Origin of the sequence: Gilvibacter sp. (assembly GCF_013214815.1) — a bacterium.
Lineage (GTDB): Bacteria > Bacteroidota > Bacteroidia > Flavobacteriales > Flavobacteriaceae > Gilvibacter.
Window position 1 is genome coordinate 71,219 of sequence record NZ_JABSPU010000002.1, and the last position, 20,255, is coordinate 91,473.

The 20,255-nt window shown below is 43.4% G+C and carries 15 protein-coding genes and 1 pseudogene; 7 read left to right on the forward strand and 9 right to left on the reverse strand.

What is annotated here, in order from left to right:
• Positions 1 to 271: pseudogene (locus HRT75_RS00825) on the forward strand (ribonuclease H-like domain-containing protein); the annotation flags it as partial.
• 59 nt (positions 272 to 330) lie between these two features.
• Here HRT75_RS00825 and HRT75_RS00830 read toward each other — a convergent pair.
• Entirely contained in the window at positions 331 to 3,753 is a 3,423-nt protein-coding gene (locus HRT75_RS00830; RefSeq protein WP_291182059.1) for a S8 family serine peptidase, read from the reverse strand.
• 334 nt (positions 3,754 to 4,087) lie between these two features.
• On the opposite strand from HRT75_RS00830, the gene HRT75_RS00835 reads away from it, so the two are divergent.
• A complete protein-coding gene (locus HRT75_RS00835) occupies positions 4,088 to 5,764 on the forward strand; it encodes an ABC transporter ATP-binding protein (protein WP_291182061.1) in 1,677 nt (558 codons plus the stop codon).
• 311 nt (positions 5,765 to 6,075) lie between these two features.
• Here HRT75_RS00835 and HRT75_RS00840 read toward each other — a convergent pair whose 3' ends face one another.
• From HRT75_RS00840 to HRT75_RS00865, 6 genes are all read right to left on the reverse strand, one after another.
• On the reverse strand, positions 6,076 to 6,732 hold the full coding sequence (locus HRT75_RS00840; RefSeq protein WP_291182063.1) for a 3-oxoacid CoA-transferase subunit B: 657 nt from the start codon (positions 6,730 to 6,732) through the stop codon (positions 6,076 to 6,078).
• Positions 6,732 to 7,433, reverse strand: coding sequence for a CoA transferase subunit A (locus HRT75_RS00845; protein WP_291182065.1), 702 nt, complete (start codon positions 7,431 to 7,433; stop codon positions 6,732 to 6,734). The genes HRT75_RS00840 and HRT75_RS00845 overlap by 1 nt, the downstream gene beginning before the upstream one ends.
• A 10-nt stretch (positions 7,434 to 7,443) precedes the next feature.
• A complete protein-coding gene (locus tag HRT75_RS00850) occupies positions 7,444 to 9,759 on the reverse strand; it encodes a transglycosylase domain-containing protein (RefSeq protein ID WP_291182067.1) in 2,316 nt (771 codons plus the stop codon).
• Between the two features lie 2 nt (positions 9,760 to 9,761).
• Positions 9,762 to 10,250, reverse strand: a complete 489-nt coding sequence (locus tag HRT75_RS00855) for a gliding motility lipoprotein GldH (RefSeq protein ID WP_291182069.1) — start codon at positions 10,248 to 10,250, stop codon at positions 9,762 to 9,764.
• A complete protein-coding gene (gene ricT / locus HRT75_RS00860) occupies positions 10,247 to 11,413 on the reverse strand; it encodes a regulatory iron-sulfur-containing complex subunit RicT (RefSeq protein ID WP_291182070.1) in 1,167 nt (388 codons plus the stop codon). The genes HRT75_RS00855 and ricT overlap by 4 nt, the downstream gene beginning before the upstream one ends.
• Before the next feature lie 148 nt (positions 11,414 to 11,561).
• Positions 11,562 to 12,593, reverse strand: coding sequence for a rhodanese-related sulfurtransferase (locus tag HRT75_RS00865; RefSeq protein ID WP_291182071.1), 1,032 nt, complete (start codon positions 12,591 to 12,593; stop codon positions 11,562 to 11,564).
• Positions 12,594 to 12,973: 380 nt separating this feature from the next.
• Here HRT75_RS00865 and recA point away from each other — a divergent pair, with 380 nt between their 5' ends.
• From recA to HRT75_RS00880, 3 genes are all read left to right on the forward strand, one after another.
• The gene (gene recA / locus HRT75_RS00870; protein ID WP_291182072.1) at positions 12,974 to 13,981 is read left to right on the forward strand and encodes a recombinase RecA; all 1,008 of its coding nucleotides are present in this window, start codon (positions 12,974 to 12,976) and stop codon (positions 13,979 to 13,981) included.
• Positions 13,982 to 14,119: 138 nt separating this feature from the next.
• Positions 14,120 to 14,662, forward strand: coding sequence for a sigma-70 family RNA polymerase sigma factor (locus HRT75_RS00875; protein WP_291182073.1), 543 nt, complete (start codon positions 14,120 to 14,122; stop codon positions 14,660 to 14,662).
• A gap of 1 nt (position 14,663) precedes the next feature.
• Entirely contained in the window at positions 14,664 to 16,220 is a 1,557-nt protein-coding gene (locus tag HRT75_RS00880) for a hypothetical protein (RefSeq protein WP_291182074.1), read from the forward strand.
• A 76-nt stretch (positions 16,221 to 16,296) separates the two neighbouring features.
• Here HRT75_RS00880 and HRT75_RS00885 read toward each other — a convergent pair whose 3' ends face one another.
• The gene (locus HRT75_RS00885; protein ID WP_291182075.1) at positions 16,297 to 17,046 is read right to left on the reverse strand and encodes a lysophospholipid acyltransferase family protein; all 750 of its coding nucleotides are present in this window, start codon (positions 17,044 to 17,046) and stop codon (positions 16,297 to 16,299) included.
• 85 nt (positions 17,047 to 17,131) lie between these two features.
• Here HRT75_RS00885 and trpS point away from each other — a divergent pair, with 85 nt between their 5' ends.
• Positions 17,132 to 18,100 carry a tryptophan--tRNA ligase gene (trpS, locus tag HRT75_RS00890; protein ID WP_291182076.1) on the forward strand — a complete coding sequence of 323 codons (969 nt, stop codon included), beginning with the start codon at positions 17,132 to 17,134 and terminating at the stop codon, positions 18,098 to 18,100.
• On the opposite strand, the gene dprA is transcribed toward trpS, so the two are convergent.
• Positions 18,097 to 19,203, reverse strand: a complete 1,107-nt coding sequence (dprA, locus tag HRT75_RS00895; RefSeq protein WP_291182077.1) for a DNA-processing protein DprA — start codon at positions 19,201 to 19,203, stop codon at positions 18,097 to 18,099. The two genes, trpS and dprA, sit on opposite strands and share 4 nt — an antisense overlap.
• Positions 19,204 to 19,314: 111 nt before the next feature.
• On the opposite strand from dprA, the gene HRT75_RS00900 reads away from it, so the two are divergent.
• Positions 19,315 to 20,244, forward strand: coding sequence for an SPOR domain-containing protein (locus HRT75_RS00900; protein WP_291182079.1), 930 nt, complete (start codon positions 19,315 to 19,317; stop codon positions 20,242 to 20,244).
• The last annotated feature ends 11 nt before the right edge of the window (positions 20,245 to 20,255 follow it).

The window sequence follows — 20,255 nt, forward strand, 5'->3', positions numbered from 1 at the left end:
CTGGGAGGTTCCCCATTTGGACACCATGGAACTTTGGAAATTCGGAGCCTTTAAACATTATACCTCACTGCGTCTTTTGGCCAAGGTACTCGGTATTCCCTCTCCTAAGGAAGACATAAGCGGAGATCAGGTTCGGGAAGTGTATTACCAGGACAACGACTTGGATCGCATAATAGAGTACTGCCAACGAGATACCATAACTGTGGCCCAGATCTTTTTACGCTATCGCAATCAAAGCATTCTTCAAGACCATCAGATCAAATACCGCTAATAAAAAAACCCCGCCCGAAGGCGAGGTCTTTCCAATTTAGTTAGTTGATGAGTATGTGATTACTCTTTGATGAAGCGATCGGTTACGATCTCTTCTCCTTCGTTGATCTCTAAGATATAAACTCCGGATTGTAGACGTGAAACGTCTATAGATTGCATCAAGGTTCCTTCAGAAACCACTTGACCTAACAAGTTAATGATGCGGTAAGTTTCCTCACCCGTTTGATCAAGAAGACGCACATTAAGTGTGCTTCCCACTGGGTTCGGATACATCATAAAGTCTCCGTCAAAGTCAAGACCTTCGTCGTCTACAAAACCGTTAGGATTACCAAGAGCCACGATGTTGTCTCCTCCTAGGAATCCAGAAGTAGCATCCGCAGTAATGGTAACTTGATCGATATAAACGCGGTCAGCATTACCCGATGCATCACAACGGAAACGGAACTGCGCATTGCTTGGGAAGTTGTACTCCGCACTGCTAATAGTTACAGTAGCCGTGTAGAACTGATTATTGGTAAAGCTGGTTCCACTAGCCCAAGAAGCTACAGTATTCCAAGTAGATCCATCGTAGAATTGTAGCCAGAAGTCCTCTCCAGTTTCCATAGAGTTAGGATAGAAATAGAACTCTACATCTACACTGTTATGACTGGTCATATCGAAAGTACCTAAAGTCATCGTAGAAGAGTTTGTGTTGTCTCTCAAACGAATCGAGTATGTCCCTTCATAAGAACGTCCACCGGCATAACGGAAGGCATCGCTACCTCCATCTACCCAGCCGTCCCAGCCAGTTTCAAAATTACCTTGGTGAAGTACCACTGGTCCTCCTCCGCCTCCGGCGGCATCAGTAGTAAAGGTCACACTTGCGTTAGAAGAACTGTTTCCTGCAGCATCGAATGCATTTACATTAAAAGTATAGGTGGTATTCTCTACCAAGCCAGTAATGTTTGCCGAAGTACCGGTTACTGTTCCTAAAGAAGTAGATCCTTGAAGCACTTCATAACCAACAACACCTACATTATCACTTGAAGCATCCCAGCTTAAAGTAGCTGTAGTTTCTGTGATTGCTGATGCGGAAAGATTTCCTGGTACTGTAGGCGCTTCAGTATCGGCCGTGGCTCCTGTAATAGAAACAGTATAGTCTTCAACCTCTCCGTAAGTAAAGGTCTCACACGATGTTGGAATTCCGTTGTATTTCATAGATACTCTCATACGCGTATCTCCGTCTGCAGCTGAACTTGGAACCGTAAAGCTTCCACTTACTGGAGTGCTTGTTGTGGCCGCTTGAGACCAAACGAGTTCTCCCGCATCTGTGAAGTCTCCATCTTGGTTATAATCAATCCAAACCGCATATCCTTCGGCGTAAATAGTGCCAGTCCAAAAAGGAGTAACTGTAATCGTTGAACTTGACCCTTTAGCCAAATTAGTGCTGATATTGGTAAAGTCTGAGTATCCTCCACCAGAACCACTGGTATTATCAATGGTTTCCAATTGTACGCGACCGATGTACTCGTCACTAACATTATTTCCTTGAGAGGCACAATAAGTCAATGTAACTTCTGTAGTAGTAAAGTTGACTGAAGAAGAATAAGCAGAAGTGGTTCCATCTGAACACTTGCTTCTCACTTGAGCTTCGTAGCTAGTTACAGGAGAAAGACCACTTAAGTTAGCAGAAGTTGATGCAGAAGAAACTGTAGTCCAGCTAGCGCTTCCAGTTCTGTAGCGCACATCATAAGTAGCTCCAGCCACAGCGTCATAACTAATAATTGCAGAGTTAGAACCTACACCAGAAACACCAACGTTTCCAGGTACTGCTACGGTACAAGTTGCACCACTAGCAATGATTCCAGTTACAATTAGACTGTAGTTTTGACTTCCACCACTAAGAGAACCTTTGTGGGTAATAGTAATTGTGTAAGTCCCTGAGGCCCCTCCAACAGCAATACGCTCAAATGGATCTCTAATATTATCACCAAGATCATTAGTGGTAATACCTGTTAATCGGTATGGGAAATAAGTGGTCCCGCCTTGGCTTACACGAATATCTAAATCATTTACAAGTCTTGGTGTAGTTGAATTGGTTGCAGTAGTTGCAGTACCTGCAGGATCTGTCCAAGAGATAGAAGCCATTAAGTCATTAACCCCGTCCGCATCTACATTAATAGTATAAGTTTGTCCTGCAGATAAAGTCAATTCATCCATAATACTGTTTGAACCTACAGCAGTAATAGTCTCAGCAGCACGCTTAGAGTTCATCAATCCCCAACCGTAAACAGCATCCGGTCCTGTTGGTCCAGCATCGTCTGCTGTGTGCAAAGCCAAACCTTTCAAAGTAGCGGCACGCATATAGTTTCCAAAAGTGTTGTTAGCATGCTCCTGAAGTAACAATAGACTTCCTGTTACGTTTGGAGAAGCCATTGAAGTACCAGAAATGGTTCCATAGGCAGAATTGCTAGACTCATAAGAAGAAGTTACCGAAGTTCCGTTTCCAGTGATATCTGGCTTAATACGGTAGTCATCGGTTGGACCTTCACTACTTGAACTATTAATAGAAACACTTACCAAGTTTCCACTACCATCTATATTGGCATCTTGCCCGTTAGCAACTACTAAGTTGTTTTTTGAAGTGGCATGGCCTGTAAGTTTGTCATAAGCGGAGTTCCCAGCTAATGGCGAACCGTTATAGTTGGTGTTACCGTCATTACCTGCGGCTACCACCATAAGGTAATAAGGTGCATTGTACATTACATTGTCCCAATCTCTGGAATCCTGAATGTACGCTCCAAAATATTGGTCTGGAACCAAATCAGAACGGAATCCGTAACTGTGATTTGATAATAACATTCCTGAAGCCGCAGCAGAAGTCGCTTCAGATAAATCGTTATTCCACATATAACCACGAACTCGAGATTGAGGAGCCATCCCTTTAGCACTTGGTTGCACACCAGAAGCCGCAATGGTTCCTGTTACGTGAGCCGCGTGAAAGTTTAGACGAGTTCCACCTTCTGTAGCGGCATCTTCAACAGTAACGCGATTGCTACCACCTGAACCATCATACTCTTGGTGAGTAACACGAGCGTGACCTCCATCCCAAACATAGGCCACCATATTAAGTCCGTCTAAGCTCAAACCTAAACCACCTCCAGAATTCAAGTAATCTGCTCTCGTAGAAACTGCAGCATCAACATTAAATGTTTGGTAGTAAATAGGACTTCCGTCGTCAGCAATATACTGTAGCTCGGCAAAGGCACCATTCGGAAGTGTGAGTCTTTGCGGAATGCTCTCTTGAGCGGCGAAGTTCTCCGCTACAGTTTTTCTAGAGGCTGACTTCTGAGAGAACTCAGCTTCTAATTGAGTTAAAGAAGGCAGGTCATACCTACTTGTAATAATTTCTTGCTCTGCACGTGTTTGCGCCAAGAGCAGGTTCCCTGTCATAAATACGGAAAGCACTAAAAAGCACTTCACGTAAGTGAAAATTTTGGTCATTGTGATAAATAATTGATAGTTAGTTAATTTTGAGATTGTTGCCAATCCTTTGTTAAGATACTATTAATACTTCAGCCATTTTTATAAAATGATGAATAATCGATAAAGTGCAGAAATTGAAAATACTTGTTCAGCCATTCGCTAAAACAGCTAAACAAGATTGTGTGTTTTGTAAGAATTGCCGTAATTTTTCCACCCTGATATTACGGTAATTCCGTAAGCCTCTCTGGCAAAGCGATTTAGTTCAACACACTTCAGTTTTATCGTTTTTTGATGTGAATTCGAGTCAAAATTTCCCCCGTGTTGAGCATTAAAAAAGAAGTATCTTTAAACAATGGCGCAAGCACCTATCTTATCAGTAAAGGACCTCAGCATTCGCTTTGGAAAAGCGGACCCTGTTCTCAATGAAATTGATTTAGAACTCTATCCAAACGAGATCTTAGGATTGGTAGGCGAATCCGGTTCAGGGAAGTCCATCACCAGTTTAGCGATAATGGGATTACTCCCAAAAACCGCTGTGATTGAAGGCGAGATCACCTATGAAGATCAAAGGCTCGCCAAGCTATCGTCAAACGCACTTAGAAGCCTCAGAGGGAATGAAATGGCCATGATCTTCCAAGAACCCATGAGTGCGCTAAATCCAGCACTTAAATGCGGTCCGCAAGTCGCTGAAGTCTTGAAAATTCACAAAGGGCAATCAGAATCAGTGGCCAAAAAAGAAGTCCTGTCGTTGTTTGAACAGGTCAAACTACCTCGGGTCAATGAAGTTTATAGTAGCTATCCGCATCAGCTCAGTGGCGGCCAAATGCAGCGCGTAATGATTGCCATGGCACTGGCTTGTAAGCCCAAGATCTTAATTGCGGATGAGCCAACTACGGCCTTGGATGTGACGGTTCAGAAGGAAATCATTGAGCTCTTAAAGAGTCTGCAAAAGGAAAATCAAATGAGTGTGCTTTTTATTTCTCACGATCTGGCCTTGGTCTCTGAGATTGCAGATCGGGTTGCGGTTATGTTCCGGGGTTCGATTCTGGAGGTAGCTGAAACTCATACACTTTTTACCAATCCGCAACATAATTATACCAAGGCACTCCTTAATAGTAGGCCAGACCTAGACAAACGACTCAAAAGACTTCCTACGGTTGATGACCTCTCTGACAACAGTTTTAAACCCGAAGAATTAAGCGCTCAACAACGTGCTGCAAAACACAAGAAGCTCTATACAAAAGCTCCTTTATTAGAGATCAACAACTTAGAGAAAACCTATTATGGCAAAGCGGCCTTATTTGGAAAGCCTAAAGCTGTAGCCGCTGTAAAAGGGGTCAATTTTCAAGTTTTTGAAGGTGAAACCCTCGGTCTTGTCGGGGAATCCGGATGTGGAAAATCTACCTTAGGAAAAACCATTATGCAGATTGAGTCTGCTACGGCTGGTCAAATAAAGTTTCGAGGAAAAGACATTACCTATCTCAATAAAACCGAGCGTCAGCGCCTGCGCAAAGAAATTCAAATCGTTTTTCAAGATCCTTTTGCGTCCTTAAATCCAAGAATGACCATAGGAGAGGCAATTGAAGAACCGCTTCGGGTACATCACTCCTATAGTGCCAGTAAGCGCAAACAAGAAGTGTTGGAATTATTGGAGGAAGTAGGTTTAGACGCCGACTATTACAACCGGTATCCGCATCAATTATCTGGCGGACAACGCCAGCGTATTGGCATTGCCAGAGCAATTGCTTTAAAGCCTAAGTTGCTCATCTGCGATGAATCCGTCTCTGCCCTGGACATCAGTGTTCAAGCTCAAGTGCTCAACTTGCTCAATCGCTTAAAAGATAACTACGGCTTTACCTATATATTTATTTCACACGATTTAGCCGTTGTCAAGTATATGGCAGATCAATTGGTGGTTATGAATGCCGGGCTGATTGAAGAGATTGGAGATGCCGATGAAATCTACGCTAACCCTAAAAAAGAGTACACCAAACGCCTTATTGATGCCATCCCAAAAGGCTTAAAATAGGGCAAAAAAAACCCGCTCTAACCTCACAAAGAACGGGTAAAACCTGTATCTGATCGTTGCACAGATTTGGGGTTTGTATTTTACATTAACAAAAAAACTTTTTTAGCTAAATACAGGAAGGTTGTTATTAACCGTAGTGTATTTTTAATCGCCATTAGCATAGTAGGTTATGTTACTTTAATTAGGGACTGCTAAGATGCGCGAAAAATTTAAAATTCGCGATAAAGTGCCTTTTTATTAGATTAAATACGCTTTATTTTAACATTTTAACATCTATATACGTAATTTCTTACTTTTTAAGGCAATAAAAATCAAATGTTCATTTCAGGTACGGTATCCGGAACATGAAGTTTTCCGGCCGTTGCGTTTACAATTTCCTCCACAGAAACCCCTGGCGCACGCTCGCGCAGTACAAAGCCATCTTCTGTGATATCCAGGACTGCTAGGTTGGTCACTACTTTCTTTACACAGCCCACGCCAGTGATTGGCAGGGAACAACGCTCGAGCAATTTGGATTCTCCGCGTTTGTTAGTGTGCATCATAGCAACAATGATGTTTTCTGCGCTGGCTACCAAATCCATAGCGCCTCCCATGCCCTTTACCATCTTTCCGGGGATCTTCCAGTTGGCAATATCTCCGTTCTCTGCAACCTCCATAGCACCAAGAATTGTTAAATGGACGTGTTTTCCTCGAATCATAGAAAAACTCATTGCAGAGTCAAAGAATGAGGCTCCAGGCAAAGTAGTAATGGTTTGTTTACCAGCGTTAATGATATCCGGATCCTCTTCTCCCTCAAAGGGAAAAGGCCCCATACCTAAAACTCCATTCTCACTTTGGAATTCTACGCTAATATCATCTCGAACATAATTGGCCACCAGCGTTGGAATACCAATTCCCAGATTTACATAATAGCCGTCATTGACTTCTTGCGCAATACGTTTTGCAATTCCGTTCTTATCTAATGCCATTATTCTCTAGGTCTTACGGTTCGTTGTTCAATACGTTTCTCATAGACAGCGCCTTGAAAGATGCGCTGTACAAATATTCCGGGGATATGGATTTGATTCGGATCCAGTTCCCCTACAGGTACTAAGTGCTCCACCTCAGCCACGGTGATCTTAGCCGCTCCACAAATGTTCGGATTGAAGTTTCTCGCAGTTCCTTTAAAGATCAAATTCCCGGCGGTGTCTCCTTTCCAGGCTTTTACAAAACCAAAGTCGGCGTCAAAAGCATACTCTAAGATGTGCATCTTGCCGTTGAATTCGCGTACTTCTTTGCCTTCCGCGACCTCTGTTCCATAACCCGCAGGCGTATAAAATGCCGGAAATCCTGCCTGAGCAGCTCGGCAACGTTCTGCCAGAGTCCCTTGCGGGATCAATTCAACGTCTAACTCTCCGCTGAGCATCTGTCGCTCGAACTCGGCATTCTCTCCCACATAAGAAGAGATCATTTTCTTGATCTGCTTGCGCTGTAGTAACAGTCCTAAACCAAAATCATCTACCCCTGCGTTATTGGACACGCAAGTAAGTCCGTAAATATCTTGTTTAGATAAATAGCCAATGGCATTCTCGGGAATACCACTCAGGCCAAAGCCTCCAAACATAAAGGTCATGTCTGATGCTACGCCTTGGCAGGCTTCTTCTACATTGGCAACCGTTTTGTTGATCATAGGGTCTCGATTAAAACTCGAATTCGTTAGGCACTTCTTCTTCAGGCTTGTTGTTTTCAGCCCATTTTTCGCAGTCAGTTTCTATGGTGATGTCCTCTGGCTTTTCAAATTCTCCATCGGATACATCCAATCCTTCATCGTAACATTTTCTCATATAAATGGCCCAGATAGGGAGTGCCATAGTTGCTCCTTCTCCATAGGCGGTTGAGGCAAAGTGCGTCGCGCGGTCATCACCACCAACCCAAACTCCTGTGACCAGATTAGGGACAATTCCCATAAACCAACCGTCACTATTGTTTTGTGTGGTTCCTGTCTTTCCTGCGATAGGATTTGTAAATTCATAGGGATAACCCGTAACAGCCGCTTTGTACTTGGCTGTATTGACTGCCCATTTATGTCTCAAACGCTGTCCAGAACCGGCTTGAGTCACTCCTTCCATCAAACTCAAGGTTACATAAGCGGTCTCTTCAGAGATCACGTCCTTGGCCTCTGGAGTAGCCTGGTCCAAAACAGTACCGTTCTTATCCTCGATGCGTGTGATCAAGATCGGCTTAATGTATACCCCTTGATTCGCAAAGGTTCCATAAGCCCCAACCATCTCATAAAGGGTCACGTCTGGTGTTCCTAGGGCAATAGAGGGAACTTCTGGAATATCTTCAGGGTCTACTCCCATACGCTCCACCAATTCAATAACTGGTTTAGGTCCTACGCGATCTATGAGTCGCGCCGTAACGGTATTGACAGAGTTTGCCAAGGCATTTCGTAAACTCATTGTTCCGCCGTAGTCAGCGTTGGAGTTCTTTGGACACCATTCTTTCATGTTTCCATGCTTGCCCTGCGGAATACAATACGGTGTGTTTGGCAGGGTATCACAAGGAGACATATGCATTTGGTCAATAGCCGTAGCGTATACGAAAGGCTTAAAGGTTGACCCGATCTGTCTTTGTCCGGTACGGACCATATCGTATTTGAAATGCTTATAATCAATTCCTCCAACCCAAGCTTTGATCTCACCAGTTTGTGGAGTCATGGAAAGCAGTCCAGCTCTTAAGAAGCCTTTGTAATAACGGATGGAATCCATCGGGGTCATTAAGGTGTCAATGTCGCCTCCCCAAGAGAAGATGCGCATGTCTGTTTTTTCATTAAAAGAGGCAATAATCTCCTTCTCTGATTTCCCTTGACGTTTCATGGTGCGCCATCGGTCTGAGCGACGCATAGCAGCATTCATGATTCCATCAATTTGATCTTGAGTAATGTCTCTAAAAGGAGCCGTATTGTTCTTGGCGCCTTGCTTGTCAAATTCTGCCTGCAGATTGGACATATGCATATCCACAGCTGCTTCTGCAAACTCTTGCATGCGCGAGTCAATGGTCACATAAACTTTGAGTCCGTCTCGATCTATGTCGTAAGTGGTTCCGTCTGTTTTAGGATTATCCTTGGCCCACTGCTTCATATAGTTGCGGACATACTCTCTAAAGTAAGTTCCTATTCCTTCGTCATGACCTTGAGGCGTGTAGTTGATCTTTAATGGCAAGGCCGTCAAAGAGTCCCGGGTTTGCTCATCGATATACTCGTATTTGGCCATCTGGCTGATCACCACATTGCGTCGTGCCAGCGATTTTGCTTTAGAGATCTCACGTTTGGGATTGTATTGGCGCGGATTTTTAAGCATTCCCACCAAAATTGCACTCTCTTCAATGTTTAGATCTCTGGGCTCTTTTCCAAAGTAGATGTTTGAGGCTGATCTAATCCCCACCGCCTGGAAAATAAAGTCCATTTCATTGAGATACATCGCAACAATCTCTTCCTTGGTGTATCGTTTTTCCAAACGCACCGCGATGATCCATTCTTTCATCTTCTGGATCACACGTTCAACGGTATTGCTAGCCACATCGTCAGTAAAGAACAGCTTGGCCAATTGTTGGGTAATGGTACTTGCCCCTCCGCGTTTGCCTAAAAAGGCTGCGGCACGCACAAATCCTCTGGCGTCGATTCCTGAGTGGTCGTAAAAGCGGGCGTCTTCTGTTGCGATCAAGGCCTCGACCAAATGTGGTGGGAGCTCATCAAAGGTTATCGGTGTTCGGTTCTCTTTGTAGAATTTTCCGATGGTCTTCCCATCAGAAGAGATGATCTCTGTAGCGAGATCTTTTTCTGGATTTTCTAATGCCGTCTCATCTGGGAGTTTTCCAAAAACGCCCCAAGAGGCCAATAGGAACATCAGGATAATGAATAAAAAGCCACCAGCTACCAACTTCCAAAATAGAAAGATGTACTTTCTAAGCTGAGACTTTTCCATAGCTTCTTTTTTTGCTGCTTGTTTTGCCATAGTTAGTCTGTTTGGGGAAGCTCTGCACTGATTCCCACGTCCGTAATGCCTGTTAATCGTTCAACGCCATCTACCGCCCCATTATTGCGGACCGCATGAACTATGCTCAATTTATATTCGCCTTGTTCTGCAAAGCGCACGCCTTGTTTGTACCAAAGCTTGTTCTCTTTTACACTTCCCAGACCACTTCCCATCCAAGTTCCGTCAGGGTTTGCCATTCGATATTCCAAGGTGTCTGTGATGACTTTCCCTTGGGGAAACTCCATGCGCGCAATCAGAAATAAATTATTGAAGGGATAATCATTGGTATTGCGCACATTGATGAAAAGGTCATATGCCGCCGTAGAATCCATTTCAGGAAGACTGACCTGAACCGTATCTGTTAGGTCCCATCCGTCAGAAAAAGAAGTAGTACTGCTAATTACGGCATCGCCAGTACAACTACTCAAAAGCAGTGCCAACACTATTGCTATGCCTGTAATTCGGATCACTTTTGTTTTGATTTTGGAGCGTTATTGCGCTTTTGATTGCGGTTTTTGTTTCTTCGTTTTTTACGACGTTTTTTAGGCTGATCGAATCGCGTTAAACTATCCTGACCGGCGCCGTCATTGAACTCAAAAGTGCTTAAGTTGACCTCTATTTTATAGTCCTCGAGGCTCGTTACTTTCTTACCCTTTTTATTCACCGTCATGATTTCACGGACCTGTGTGGCTGAAAGCTCAAACCACTGCATCCAGTCGCCTTCATAGGCATACCACAAACGCTCTTTAAAGATGTCAATCTTTTGACAGACTCCAGTTCCTTTGTTGGTTTGCAGACGAACATCACTTTTAGGAAAGTTCTCTAAAGCATCCAAATAGGTATCGAGTTCATAGTTCAAACAACACTTGAGTTTCCCACATTGACCTGCTAATTTCTGCGGATTTAAGGAGAGCTGCTGATAACGTGCGGCTGCCGTATTAACTGATCTGAAATCGGTAAGCCAGGTAGAACAACAGAGTTCGCGTCCACAAGATCCAATTCCACCCAAACGAGCAGCTTCTTGCCTAAAGCCAACTTGCTTCATCTCAATACGCGTGTTGAATGCGCGGGCAAAATCTTTGATGAGTTGTCTAAAATCTACGCGGTCTTCTGCAGTGTAATAAAAGATGGCCTTAGATCCATCTCCCTGAAATTCCACATCTGAGATCTTCATCTGTAAGCCCAAACGGATCGCGATCTCGCGCGATTCTTTTTTGATGGCCTCTTCCCGATCTCTTGCTTTTTGCCAAATATCAATATCTCGCTGTCCTGCCTTGCGATATACTTTGGGTAATTCTTCTAGCGGTTCTTTGATGCGTTTTTTCTTCATTTGCACCCGAACCAACTCTCCGGTAAGGGTGACTTGTCCGATGTCGTGACCGGGATTCGCTTCTGTGGCGACAATATCTCCTATGGAAAGGGTGAGTCCTTCGGTGTTTTTGTAATAGTTCTTTCGACCATTTTTAAAACGTACCTCAACGGCATTAAAAGGAGTCATTTCTGCAGGCAAGGCCATATTGCCCAACCAGTCAAACACGGTGAGTTTGTTGCAGCCATCAGTGCCGCAGGTCCCGTTATTTTTACAGCCTTTTGGCAGGCCATCCGCAGCGGAGGCACAAGAAGAACAGGCCATAGAGTGTTATATATATTGCTCGAAAAGTGACCGATTCGAGTCGGAAGTTAGTACTAAATTCTGTCCTTAAAGATAGTCATAAATACGATATCTGTTTACTTTATCGTGACAGAATAAGCAATGCGCTTAAGGGCCTGATTCACAGAAATTATTTCTTGTATTTCAGTTTAACCGAGCGGCCTTTTTTAAAGATATTATTACTGTTGTGCTTCCCCGCTCGAAGCTTTTTCTGCACATCATAGGGCAGGTGGATTATATCTTGGCACTCGGTACTGCAACAACCTTCCATTTTTTTGGCGCAATCATCACATTGTATAAATAATAGATGGCAGGCCTCATTGGCACAGTTCACGTGAGTATCACAAGGCTTTCCGCACTGATGGCACTTGGCGATGATTACATCGCTAATACGTTCACTACGTCTGTGATCAAACACAAAATTTTTACCCAAGAATTTATTCTCCAACTCTTGCGCTTTTACCTGTCGGGTGTACTCAATGATCCCACCTTCTAATTGGTATACCTGCTGGAATCCCTTATGCTTATAGTAGGCGCTGGCCTTCTCACAACGGATTCCTCCGGTACAATACATGACCAACTTCTTGTCTTCTTTATTGTCTTTTAGGTCTTCTTCTATAATGTCCAAGGAATCTCTAAAGGTGTCAACATCTGGCGTAACGGCGCCTTTAAAATGTCCTATTTCACTCTCGTAATGATTGCGCATATCCACCACCACTGCATTTGGATCTTCCAAAAGTTCATTGAAAGTTTGAGCATCTACGTGGACTCCTTTATTGGTAACATCAAAGGTTTCGTCGTTAAGGCCGTCGGCAACGATCTTGTGTCTAACCTTTACCTTGAGCTTTAAAAAGGATTTTAAATCCTGTTCCACGGCGATATTGAGCCTACAACCCTCTAAAAAGTAGATTCCATCTAAGAAATTCTTGAATTCTTCAAAGCGTTTGGCTGGTACAGAAAGTTGGGCGTTGATCCCTTCATGGGCCACATAGATTCTTCCCAGAACCTCCATATCGTTCCAGGCAATGAATAAGTGATTGCGAAATAATTCGGGATTGCCAATTTTGGCGTATTGATAGAAAGAAAGGGTCAAACGGTCTTCACCAGCTTGTTCAAGTAACTCTGCCCTTTCAATCGCACTTAATTTGTTGTACAGTTGCATGCTATACTTGCGTTTAAGTTGAATGAAAAAGTAATTGAGCGCAAAGGTAGCTTAATTAAAGAAACGACCAAAAAAAGCGCCAGAGTGGAATTTCCGGCGCTTTTTTTCGAATGGCTAATTCGTTAATACTTTTTAATTTTTTAAGAGTGACTACAGGCGTAGCTAGCCGCCGTCGAGGCGGCAGTTGAAAATGACTACTTGGGTAACTGCCAGTCCTTTTTTATTTACCATTTCGGTTTGTTTAACATATTTCACAGCAATGAATTTTCCCTTTGTATCTGATAGACTGTAAATTCATAAATGGTTGCGTGATTTGATTGAAATTAAGTAAAAGAAGTAGTATTTTAGCCTTCTATCTTCAACCACATTATACTGCCGATATGAGTAACGAAAAAGACGCCAAATTAAAAGCCTTAAAATTAACTTTAGACAAGCTTGATAAGACCTACGGAAAAGGAACGGTCATGAAAATGGGAGACGCTGCTGTTCAGCAAGTTGACGCCGTTTCAACAGGCTCATTAGGGTTAGATTTAGCGCTTGGTGTTGGTGGATTACCTAAGGGAAGAATCATCGAGATTTACGGTCCGGAATCCTCCGGTAAAACCACGCTTACTTTGCACGCAATTGCAGAGGCTCAAAAAGATGGTGGAATTGCTGCATTTATTGATGCAGAACACGCCTTTGATCGTTACTATGCAGAAAAGCTCGGAGTAGATATTGAGAACCTGATCATCTCTCAACCAGACAATGGAGAACAAGCTTTGGAGATCGCCGATAATTTGATCCGTTCCGGTGCTATTGACATTATTGTTATTGACTCTGTAGCGGCATTGACGCCAAAAAGTGAGATTGAAGGAGAAATGGGTGAGTCTAAAGTCGGACTGCACGCCCGACTGATGTCTCAAGCTTTGAGAAAACTCACCGGATCCATCAGCAAAACCAACTGTACGGTGATCTTTATCAACCAGCTGCGTGAAAAGATCGGGGTAATGTTTGGCAACCCAGAGACCACAACGGGTGGTAATGCCTTGAAATTCTATTCTTCGGTACGTATTGATATCCGTAGATCTACTCAGATCAAAGATTCTAACAGTTCGGTTATTGGAAACAAAACTCGTGTTAAAGTGGTGAAGAACAAGGTGGCTCCACCGTTTAGAACTGCAGAGTTTGACATCATGTACGGGACTGGAGTTTCTAAAGCTGGAGAGATCATTGACCTAGGCGTGGATTACGAAATCGTGAAGAAAAGCGGTTCATGGTTCAGCTATGATGGAACCAAATTGGGTCAAGGTCGAGACGCCGTAAAAACACTTCTCAAAGACAATCCAGATCTTATGGATGAACTCGAGGCCAAAATCAAAGAGGCCATCGCGATCATCAATGAATAAAATTTTATACTTTCATACGCAACCTTAGCGGAGTTTTATCATCTACACATTGACTCCGTGACTATGGTTGCTCACTGTGCAGCAGGGGAACTTAGTTGCACCATGCTTACATGTTAGTAATAAAATTCGCGGATCAAAGTGGCTCTGGAAGCACTTATAGACAGATGTAAAAACAACGAAGCCAAAGCTCAGGGTGAGCTTTATCAGTTGTATTCTGCCAAATTGTTTTCGGTTTGTTTGAAGTACTCGCGAAATTATACTGAGGCTCAAGACAACCTGCAAGATGCTTTCATAACCATTTTTAGGACCATTGGTCAATTTAAACACAAAGGTTCTTTTGAAGGTTGGTTAAAGCGTGTAACTGTAAACACAGTGCTCCAGAAATACCGCAAGCAGCGGGTTTTTGACTTAGTCAACGAGCAGCAAATTGAAGCAGTAGACGAACAAGTAGAGGACACAACAGTTCCCTTGGATTATCTTTTAAAGATCATTCAAGAACTGCCAGACAGATACCGTTTGGTTTTTAACCTCTATGCGATGGATGGATACTCGCACAACGATATTGCAGAAATGCTAGATATTTCTGCTGGAACCTCAAAATCAAACCTAGCGCGGGCTAGGATGATTCTAAAAACTAAGATTACGGCCTACAACAGTAACAGTTCGGCCGAAGGATATTAAAATGAGCGATAAAAAGCACATAGATAGAATTTTTCAAGAGGGCTTCAAAGACTTTGAAGCGACCCCTCCACCAGAGGTGTGGGAGGGCATTCAAGCTGCTCTTAAAAAAGAAGAAAAAGAGGACCGCAAGGTCATCCCGATCTGGTGGCGTGCTGGTGGTGTTGCTGCCTTACTTGCCTTACTTTTGACCGTTGGAGGTGTGTTCTGGCCGGATTCAGATCCTGCAAATTCCTTTTCTACGGAAGATACTATCCCTGTAGAGCAAACTGATAGTGATGCTGATGATGATCAGAAACCATCTAAAGATTTATTGCTAGACAATGGATCCATTGATGCCGTTGCAGATGGACCAAATGATGGTACTACTGAAGGTGCTAAGAATCAATCTACAGAAGCGGATGCGAAACGATTGGTGTCAGACCAAAAAGATGCAGTGGCTACTCAAACCAATCAAAGCACTCAGCAAACCAACATTCAAAAAGGAATAGACAAAACTGCCATAGATACTGCTTTTGACACCCAAACCACGGGTGTTGCCACTACAGATAGTACTAAAGATGCTGACGATAACAAACAAGATACTGGGCAAACCACTACAGCAGTAGCGGGAAGCTCAGATACCCAAACCACCGTTGTGGATGATAAAACGGCTGATGCCTTGCTAGAGAGTCAAACCGAAGATGCCACAACTACTGCAGTGACCGTTGATGAAGAAATTTCCAAAGACCCAGAGGTCAGTGATGACCAAACGGGCAAGATTTCCATCTTTGACGCCATTGAAGACCAAAAAGATACCGAAACAGCGCTTGAGCTCAATGATCAAGATAACCTTGATCAACGCTGGAGTGTTGTGCCACAGGCGGCTCCTGTGGTTTACGGTTCTTTTGGGGAAGGATCTACTGTAGGTTCAGAATTTGCGGATAACAGTACCTCAGCAGACGCCAATTTGAGCTATGGAGTGCAAGTACAGTATCAGGTAAATAATAGACTGGCTGTACGTTCTGGAGTGAATCGTGTGAATCTCAGTGTAAACACCAACGATATTGAGTTTGCCGTTGCTCCTGCAGCCTTTAATGTGGGGTCAAAATTTGTAAACGGACAGATAGCTTATTCTGTAGGTGATAAAGGAACTTTAGCAAATCGTTTTGCCCAAGCGGCACCAACAGAAGGTCTAGACATCCCTCCTATTGACGCTTTTGAAGGTTTCCTAAATCAGCAGTTTGAGTATTGGGAAGTTCCTTTGGAATTGTCTTATGCGGTAGTGAACAATCGTTTTAAGGTCAATGTCTTTGGTGGATTCAGTACCCTTTTCTTGCAAGACAATTCAATTACGGCTGTGAGCGGCCAACGCGAAACCGCATTGGGAAGTGTTGGAAATTTGAATAGTTTGAGCTTTACCACCAATGTGGGGATGGGCTTACAATATGACATTAGCAAGCGCTTTGCGATCAACGTAGAGCCTGTATTTAAATATCAACTCAATCCGTATTCGGATTCCAGTATAGGTTCTCAACCATACTATATGGGAGTCTACAGCGGCTTGAGATTCAGCTTTTAGGTTAGTTTTTTAGTTGGTTAGGTTAGTTATTGCGCTCGCAATAATGCCTTAAGGCCGCTCTCCGCTACGAGGGCGGCTATTTTTTTAGCAATTTTTGACCTTTGAGTTCTTCTAAGATCAAATTTCGAGTCTGATTTCTGAGTTCTTGTTTTTGGCGAAGTTCCATGCCACTGGTAGGTATTGTTGGAAGTACAAGTGCCCTCATTCTTCCAGGAACGCCTCCGAAAAATCGAAAGGGAAAACGCTTTTTATTGTCGTAAAAGACCAGCGGGGCAATAGGAATCTGATGTTCTATAGCCAAACGGAAAGCTCCGTCTTTAAAGCTGTCCAAAACAATGGATTCATCATCCGGGACTCCTCCCTCAGGAAAAATACAAACGCTCAAACCATTACGGAGACGCTCTTGCGCCTGCTCAAAAACAGCCTTTCTACTTTGGGCATTACTGCGATCCACCAAAATACAGGTACGCTTGTAAAAGAATCCAAAAACCGGGATAGCAGCCAATTCCTTTTTCCCAACGAATACAAAAGGACGCCCAACAGCGTGCAGCATAAGCATGATATCGGTCATGGACTGATGATTGGCCACAAACATATAGCTCTGCTCTTTCCTGTGACGTTCCAAACGTTTTACGCTCGGCCAAAAACCCATTCCTGTAAGAACAAATCGGCCCCATCCGCGGGCGATTTTAAAATACAGTGGATACCATGCATCTCTGGAAATAAGAATCAGCAATACCGGAAAAAGCACTACGATAGGCAGGGCGACCAGAAGGTAAAACCAAATCCGCCATAAAATCTTAAAAGGGGCGCTGATCCAATGCATGAGGCTCAAAAATAAAAATTCCAATTCAGTTCTAATTCATTAGAGCAAACTTTGTAAAAAAAGTAACTTTGCCAAAAACATCACTATGGCTCGAATTTTAACCGGCGTTCAAAGTACAGGCACTCCACATTTGGGGAACTTACTCGGTGCTATTTTGCCAGCGATTCAAATGGCAGAATCGCCAGAGAACGAATCTTTTCTTTTCATTGCAGACATGCACTCATTGACACAGATCAAAGATGCTGCAACCCTAAGAGACAACACTTATCGTACTGCTGCAGCTTGGCTGGCTTGCGGATTGGACATTGAGAAGACGGTTTTTTACAGACAAAGTGATGTTCCACAAGTGACCGAGTTGGCTTGGTATCTGGGATGCTTTTTCCCGTACCAACGTTTAACCTTGGCACATTCTTTTAAAGACAAAGCAGATCGTTTAGAAGATGTAAATTCCGGGATCTTTACCTATCCTATGTTGATGGCTGCAGATATTTTAGCCTATGATGCCGAGATTGTTCCTGTGGGGAAAGATCAGCAACAGCATTTGGAATTCACTCGTGATGTTGCCAGCAGATTCCACGCCAAAATGGGCGAATGTTTTGTGTTACCTGAAACGGAATTGCAAAAAGACACCATGTACGTTCCAGGTACAGACGGCAATAAGATGAGCAAGTCCAGAGAGAATACGATCAATATCTTTTTGGCCGACAAGAAATTACGCAAACAGATCATGGGTATTCAAACAGACAGTACGCCTTTAGAAGACCCAAAAGATCCGGATACTTGTAATGTTTTTGCACTGTATTCCTTGATGGCAACTGTAGAGCAAACCGAAGAAATGGCGGCAAAATACCGCGCTGGTGGTTTTGGATATGGTCATGCTAAACAAGCACTTTACGAGCTGATCATTGATAAATTTGCGGCGGTTCGCGAGCGGTTCAATTACTATATGGACAATCTAGACGAGATCGATGCAGCCTTAGCCGTAGGTGCAGCCAAAGCGAGCAAGGTGGCCAATGAGGTCATTGGTCGCGTTCGAGAAAAGACCGGTTACTAGACTTTCCTAAAAAGCTGACCCGGAAGGGGCTTGATCCATCCTTTGAGCTCCATGGACAAAAGCACGGCAGCTAGGTTAGCATTAGGTACGCCCCAAAGGCTTCTTAACTGTTCAATATGCATATTCGAAGCTCCTTCAAAAAGCGACAAAAGATGTTGTTCTTCTGGCTTAAGGGCTTCTAAAATCCGTAATGGCAATTCTGTTTGGGTCTTTAAATGGTCTTGATCCCAACCCAGATCGCTAACTAAATCTTCAGCAGAAGTGTAAACCCGTGCAAGCTGACGAGCGATAAGACTGTTACAACCCACGCTTTGGGAATCAGTTAATCGACCTGGAATAGCATACACATCTCGATTATAGGAAAAAGCCATTTCCGCAGTGCTTAAACTCCCACCTCTCTGAGCTGATTCTACCACAATGGTCGCCGCAGACAATCCAGCGATAATTCTGTTACGCCTAATGAAATAACGGTTATGAAAACCGCTATTGATCAAAGTCTCTGAGAGTAATCCGCCTTGTTGCTGTATTTGTTTTGCAATCTTGGCATGTCTTTTTGGGTAAACTTGATCCAAGCCTTGTGCCATGCAAGCAACAGTTTGCAACCCATTAGCTAAAGCAGCTTTATGTGCAGTAACATCAATCCCAAAGGCCAAGCCAGAAACTATCACTGGGTCGTAAGGACGTAACGCTCGAATGAATGACTCACACTGTTGTTGACCATAAGTGGTCATTTTACGGGTACCTACAACAGATAACCAACGTCGCTTTTGCCAAGGCGGTTGTCCTTTGTAAAAGAGCAGAAGCGGTCCGTCAATACAGTGTTTTAACAGCTCTGGGTATTGAGGTTCCTTAAAAAGAAGAGCCTGAACACCATGCAGATGCATGTGTTCAATTTGCTCAGAGGCCATTTCAATAGAAGCTTCCCAATTCCAATTGGGCAACAACCGTTGTGGAAACCAAGATATTGCGCTGAGTTCAGCCTTAGAGGCTTCCAACACCTCCTGTGGATCCTTAAAGTGATGCAATAATTTTTTGGCCAAGGCATTACTCACCCCTTTCTGGCAATACAAGGCCATAACTGGCAGCAGATCAGCAGTATTCAAATTCGATAAAATTGCAGGGGAGGCTCGTTAAAAATACGACATTATTGCTAGTGTTAATAAGTTCTTAGGTCAGGTACTTTGTGGGATTCAAAAAATGCTAAATTTGTTTTTATGCGGCTTGATCAATACATCAGCGATTTACTCTACAGATACGAATGCGTTATTCTGCCCGGATTTGGTGCTTTTCTTACACAGTATCAGCCAGCAAGAATTCATGAATCTACGGATGCTTTTTATCCGCCGAGTAAATTATTGTCTTTCAACAGACAGCTGCAAAGCAATGATGGCTTGCTCGCTGATCATATTGCCAAAGCAAAAGACATTAGTTATGAAGAAGCCTTGGACAGCATCCGCAGCTATACACGCTTTTTAGAGCATGAGTTAGAAGCCGGGAAAAACATTCTCATTGAAGCTGTTGGTTCCCTTTCTATGGATCAAAACAAGATCAGCTTTGAACCTACGGGACAAAACAACTACCTCACGGAATCCTTTGGTTTGTCGCATTTTGTGCAACAGGCTGTGAATCGCTCCCCTGAGCAGGTTGAACAAGCTATCACCTTAGAGCCAGAGCCACTGCTTTTCACCCCTACAAAACAACGTCCGGTGTATTTGAGATATGCGGCAATTGGTCTTGTAGCCATTGGACTTGCTAGTTTTGGAGGTCTTAAGATTTATGAATCTGGAGTAAAACAGCACAACTACGTGCAAACTCAAGACGCTAAGGACCGCGTTCAAAACAGTATCCAAGAAGCTACTTTTGTGATCAACCCCTTGCCGAGCTTAGAAGTCAATCTTCCTAAATACCAAGGCAAATACCATATCATTGCTGGAGCATTCCGTGAAGAAGCTAATGCACATAAAAAAGTATCTCAACTTCAAGCTCAGGGCTTTGAAGCGCGTCTTTTAGGAAAGAACAAATACGGCTTACACCAAGTGAGCTATGAAAGCCACAGTGAACGTTTAGATGCTTTGCGCGCCCTCAGAATTATCAAGAACAGCAACAATAAAGATGCTTGGCTCTTGGTAAAACAGTTCAACTAGTACCCTATTCT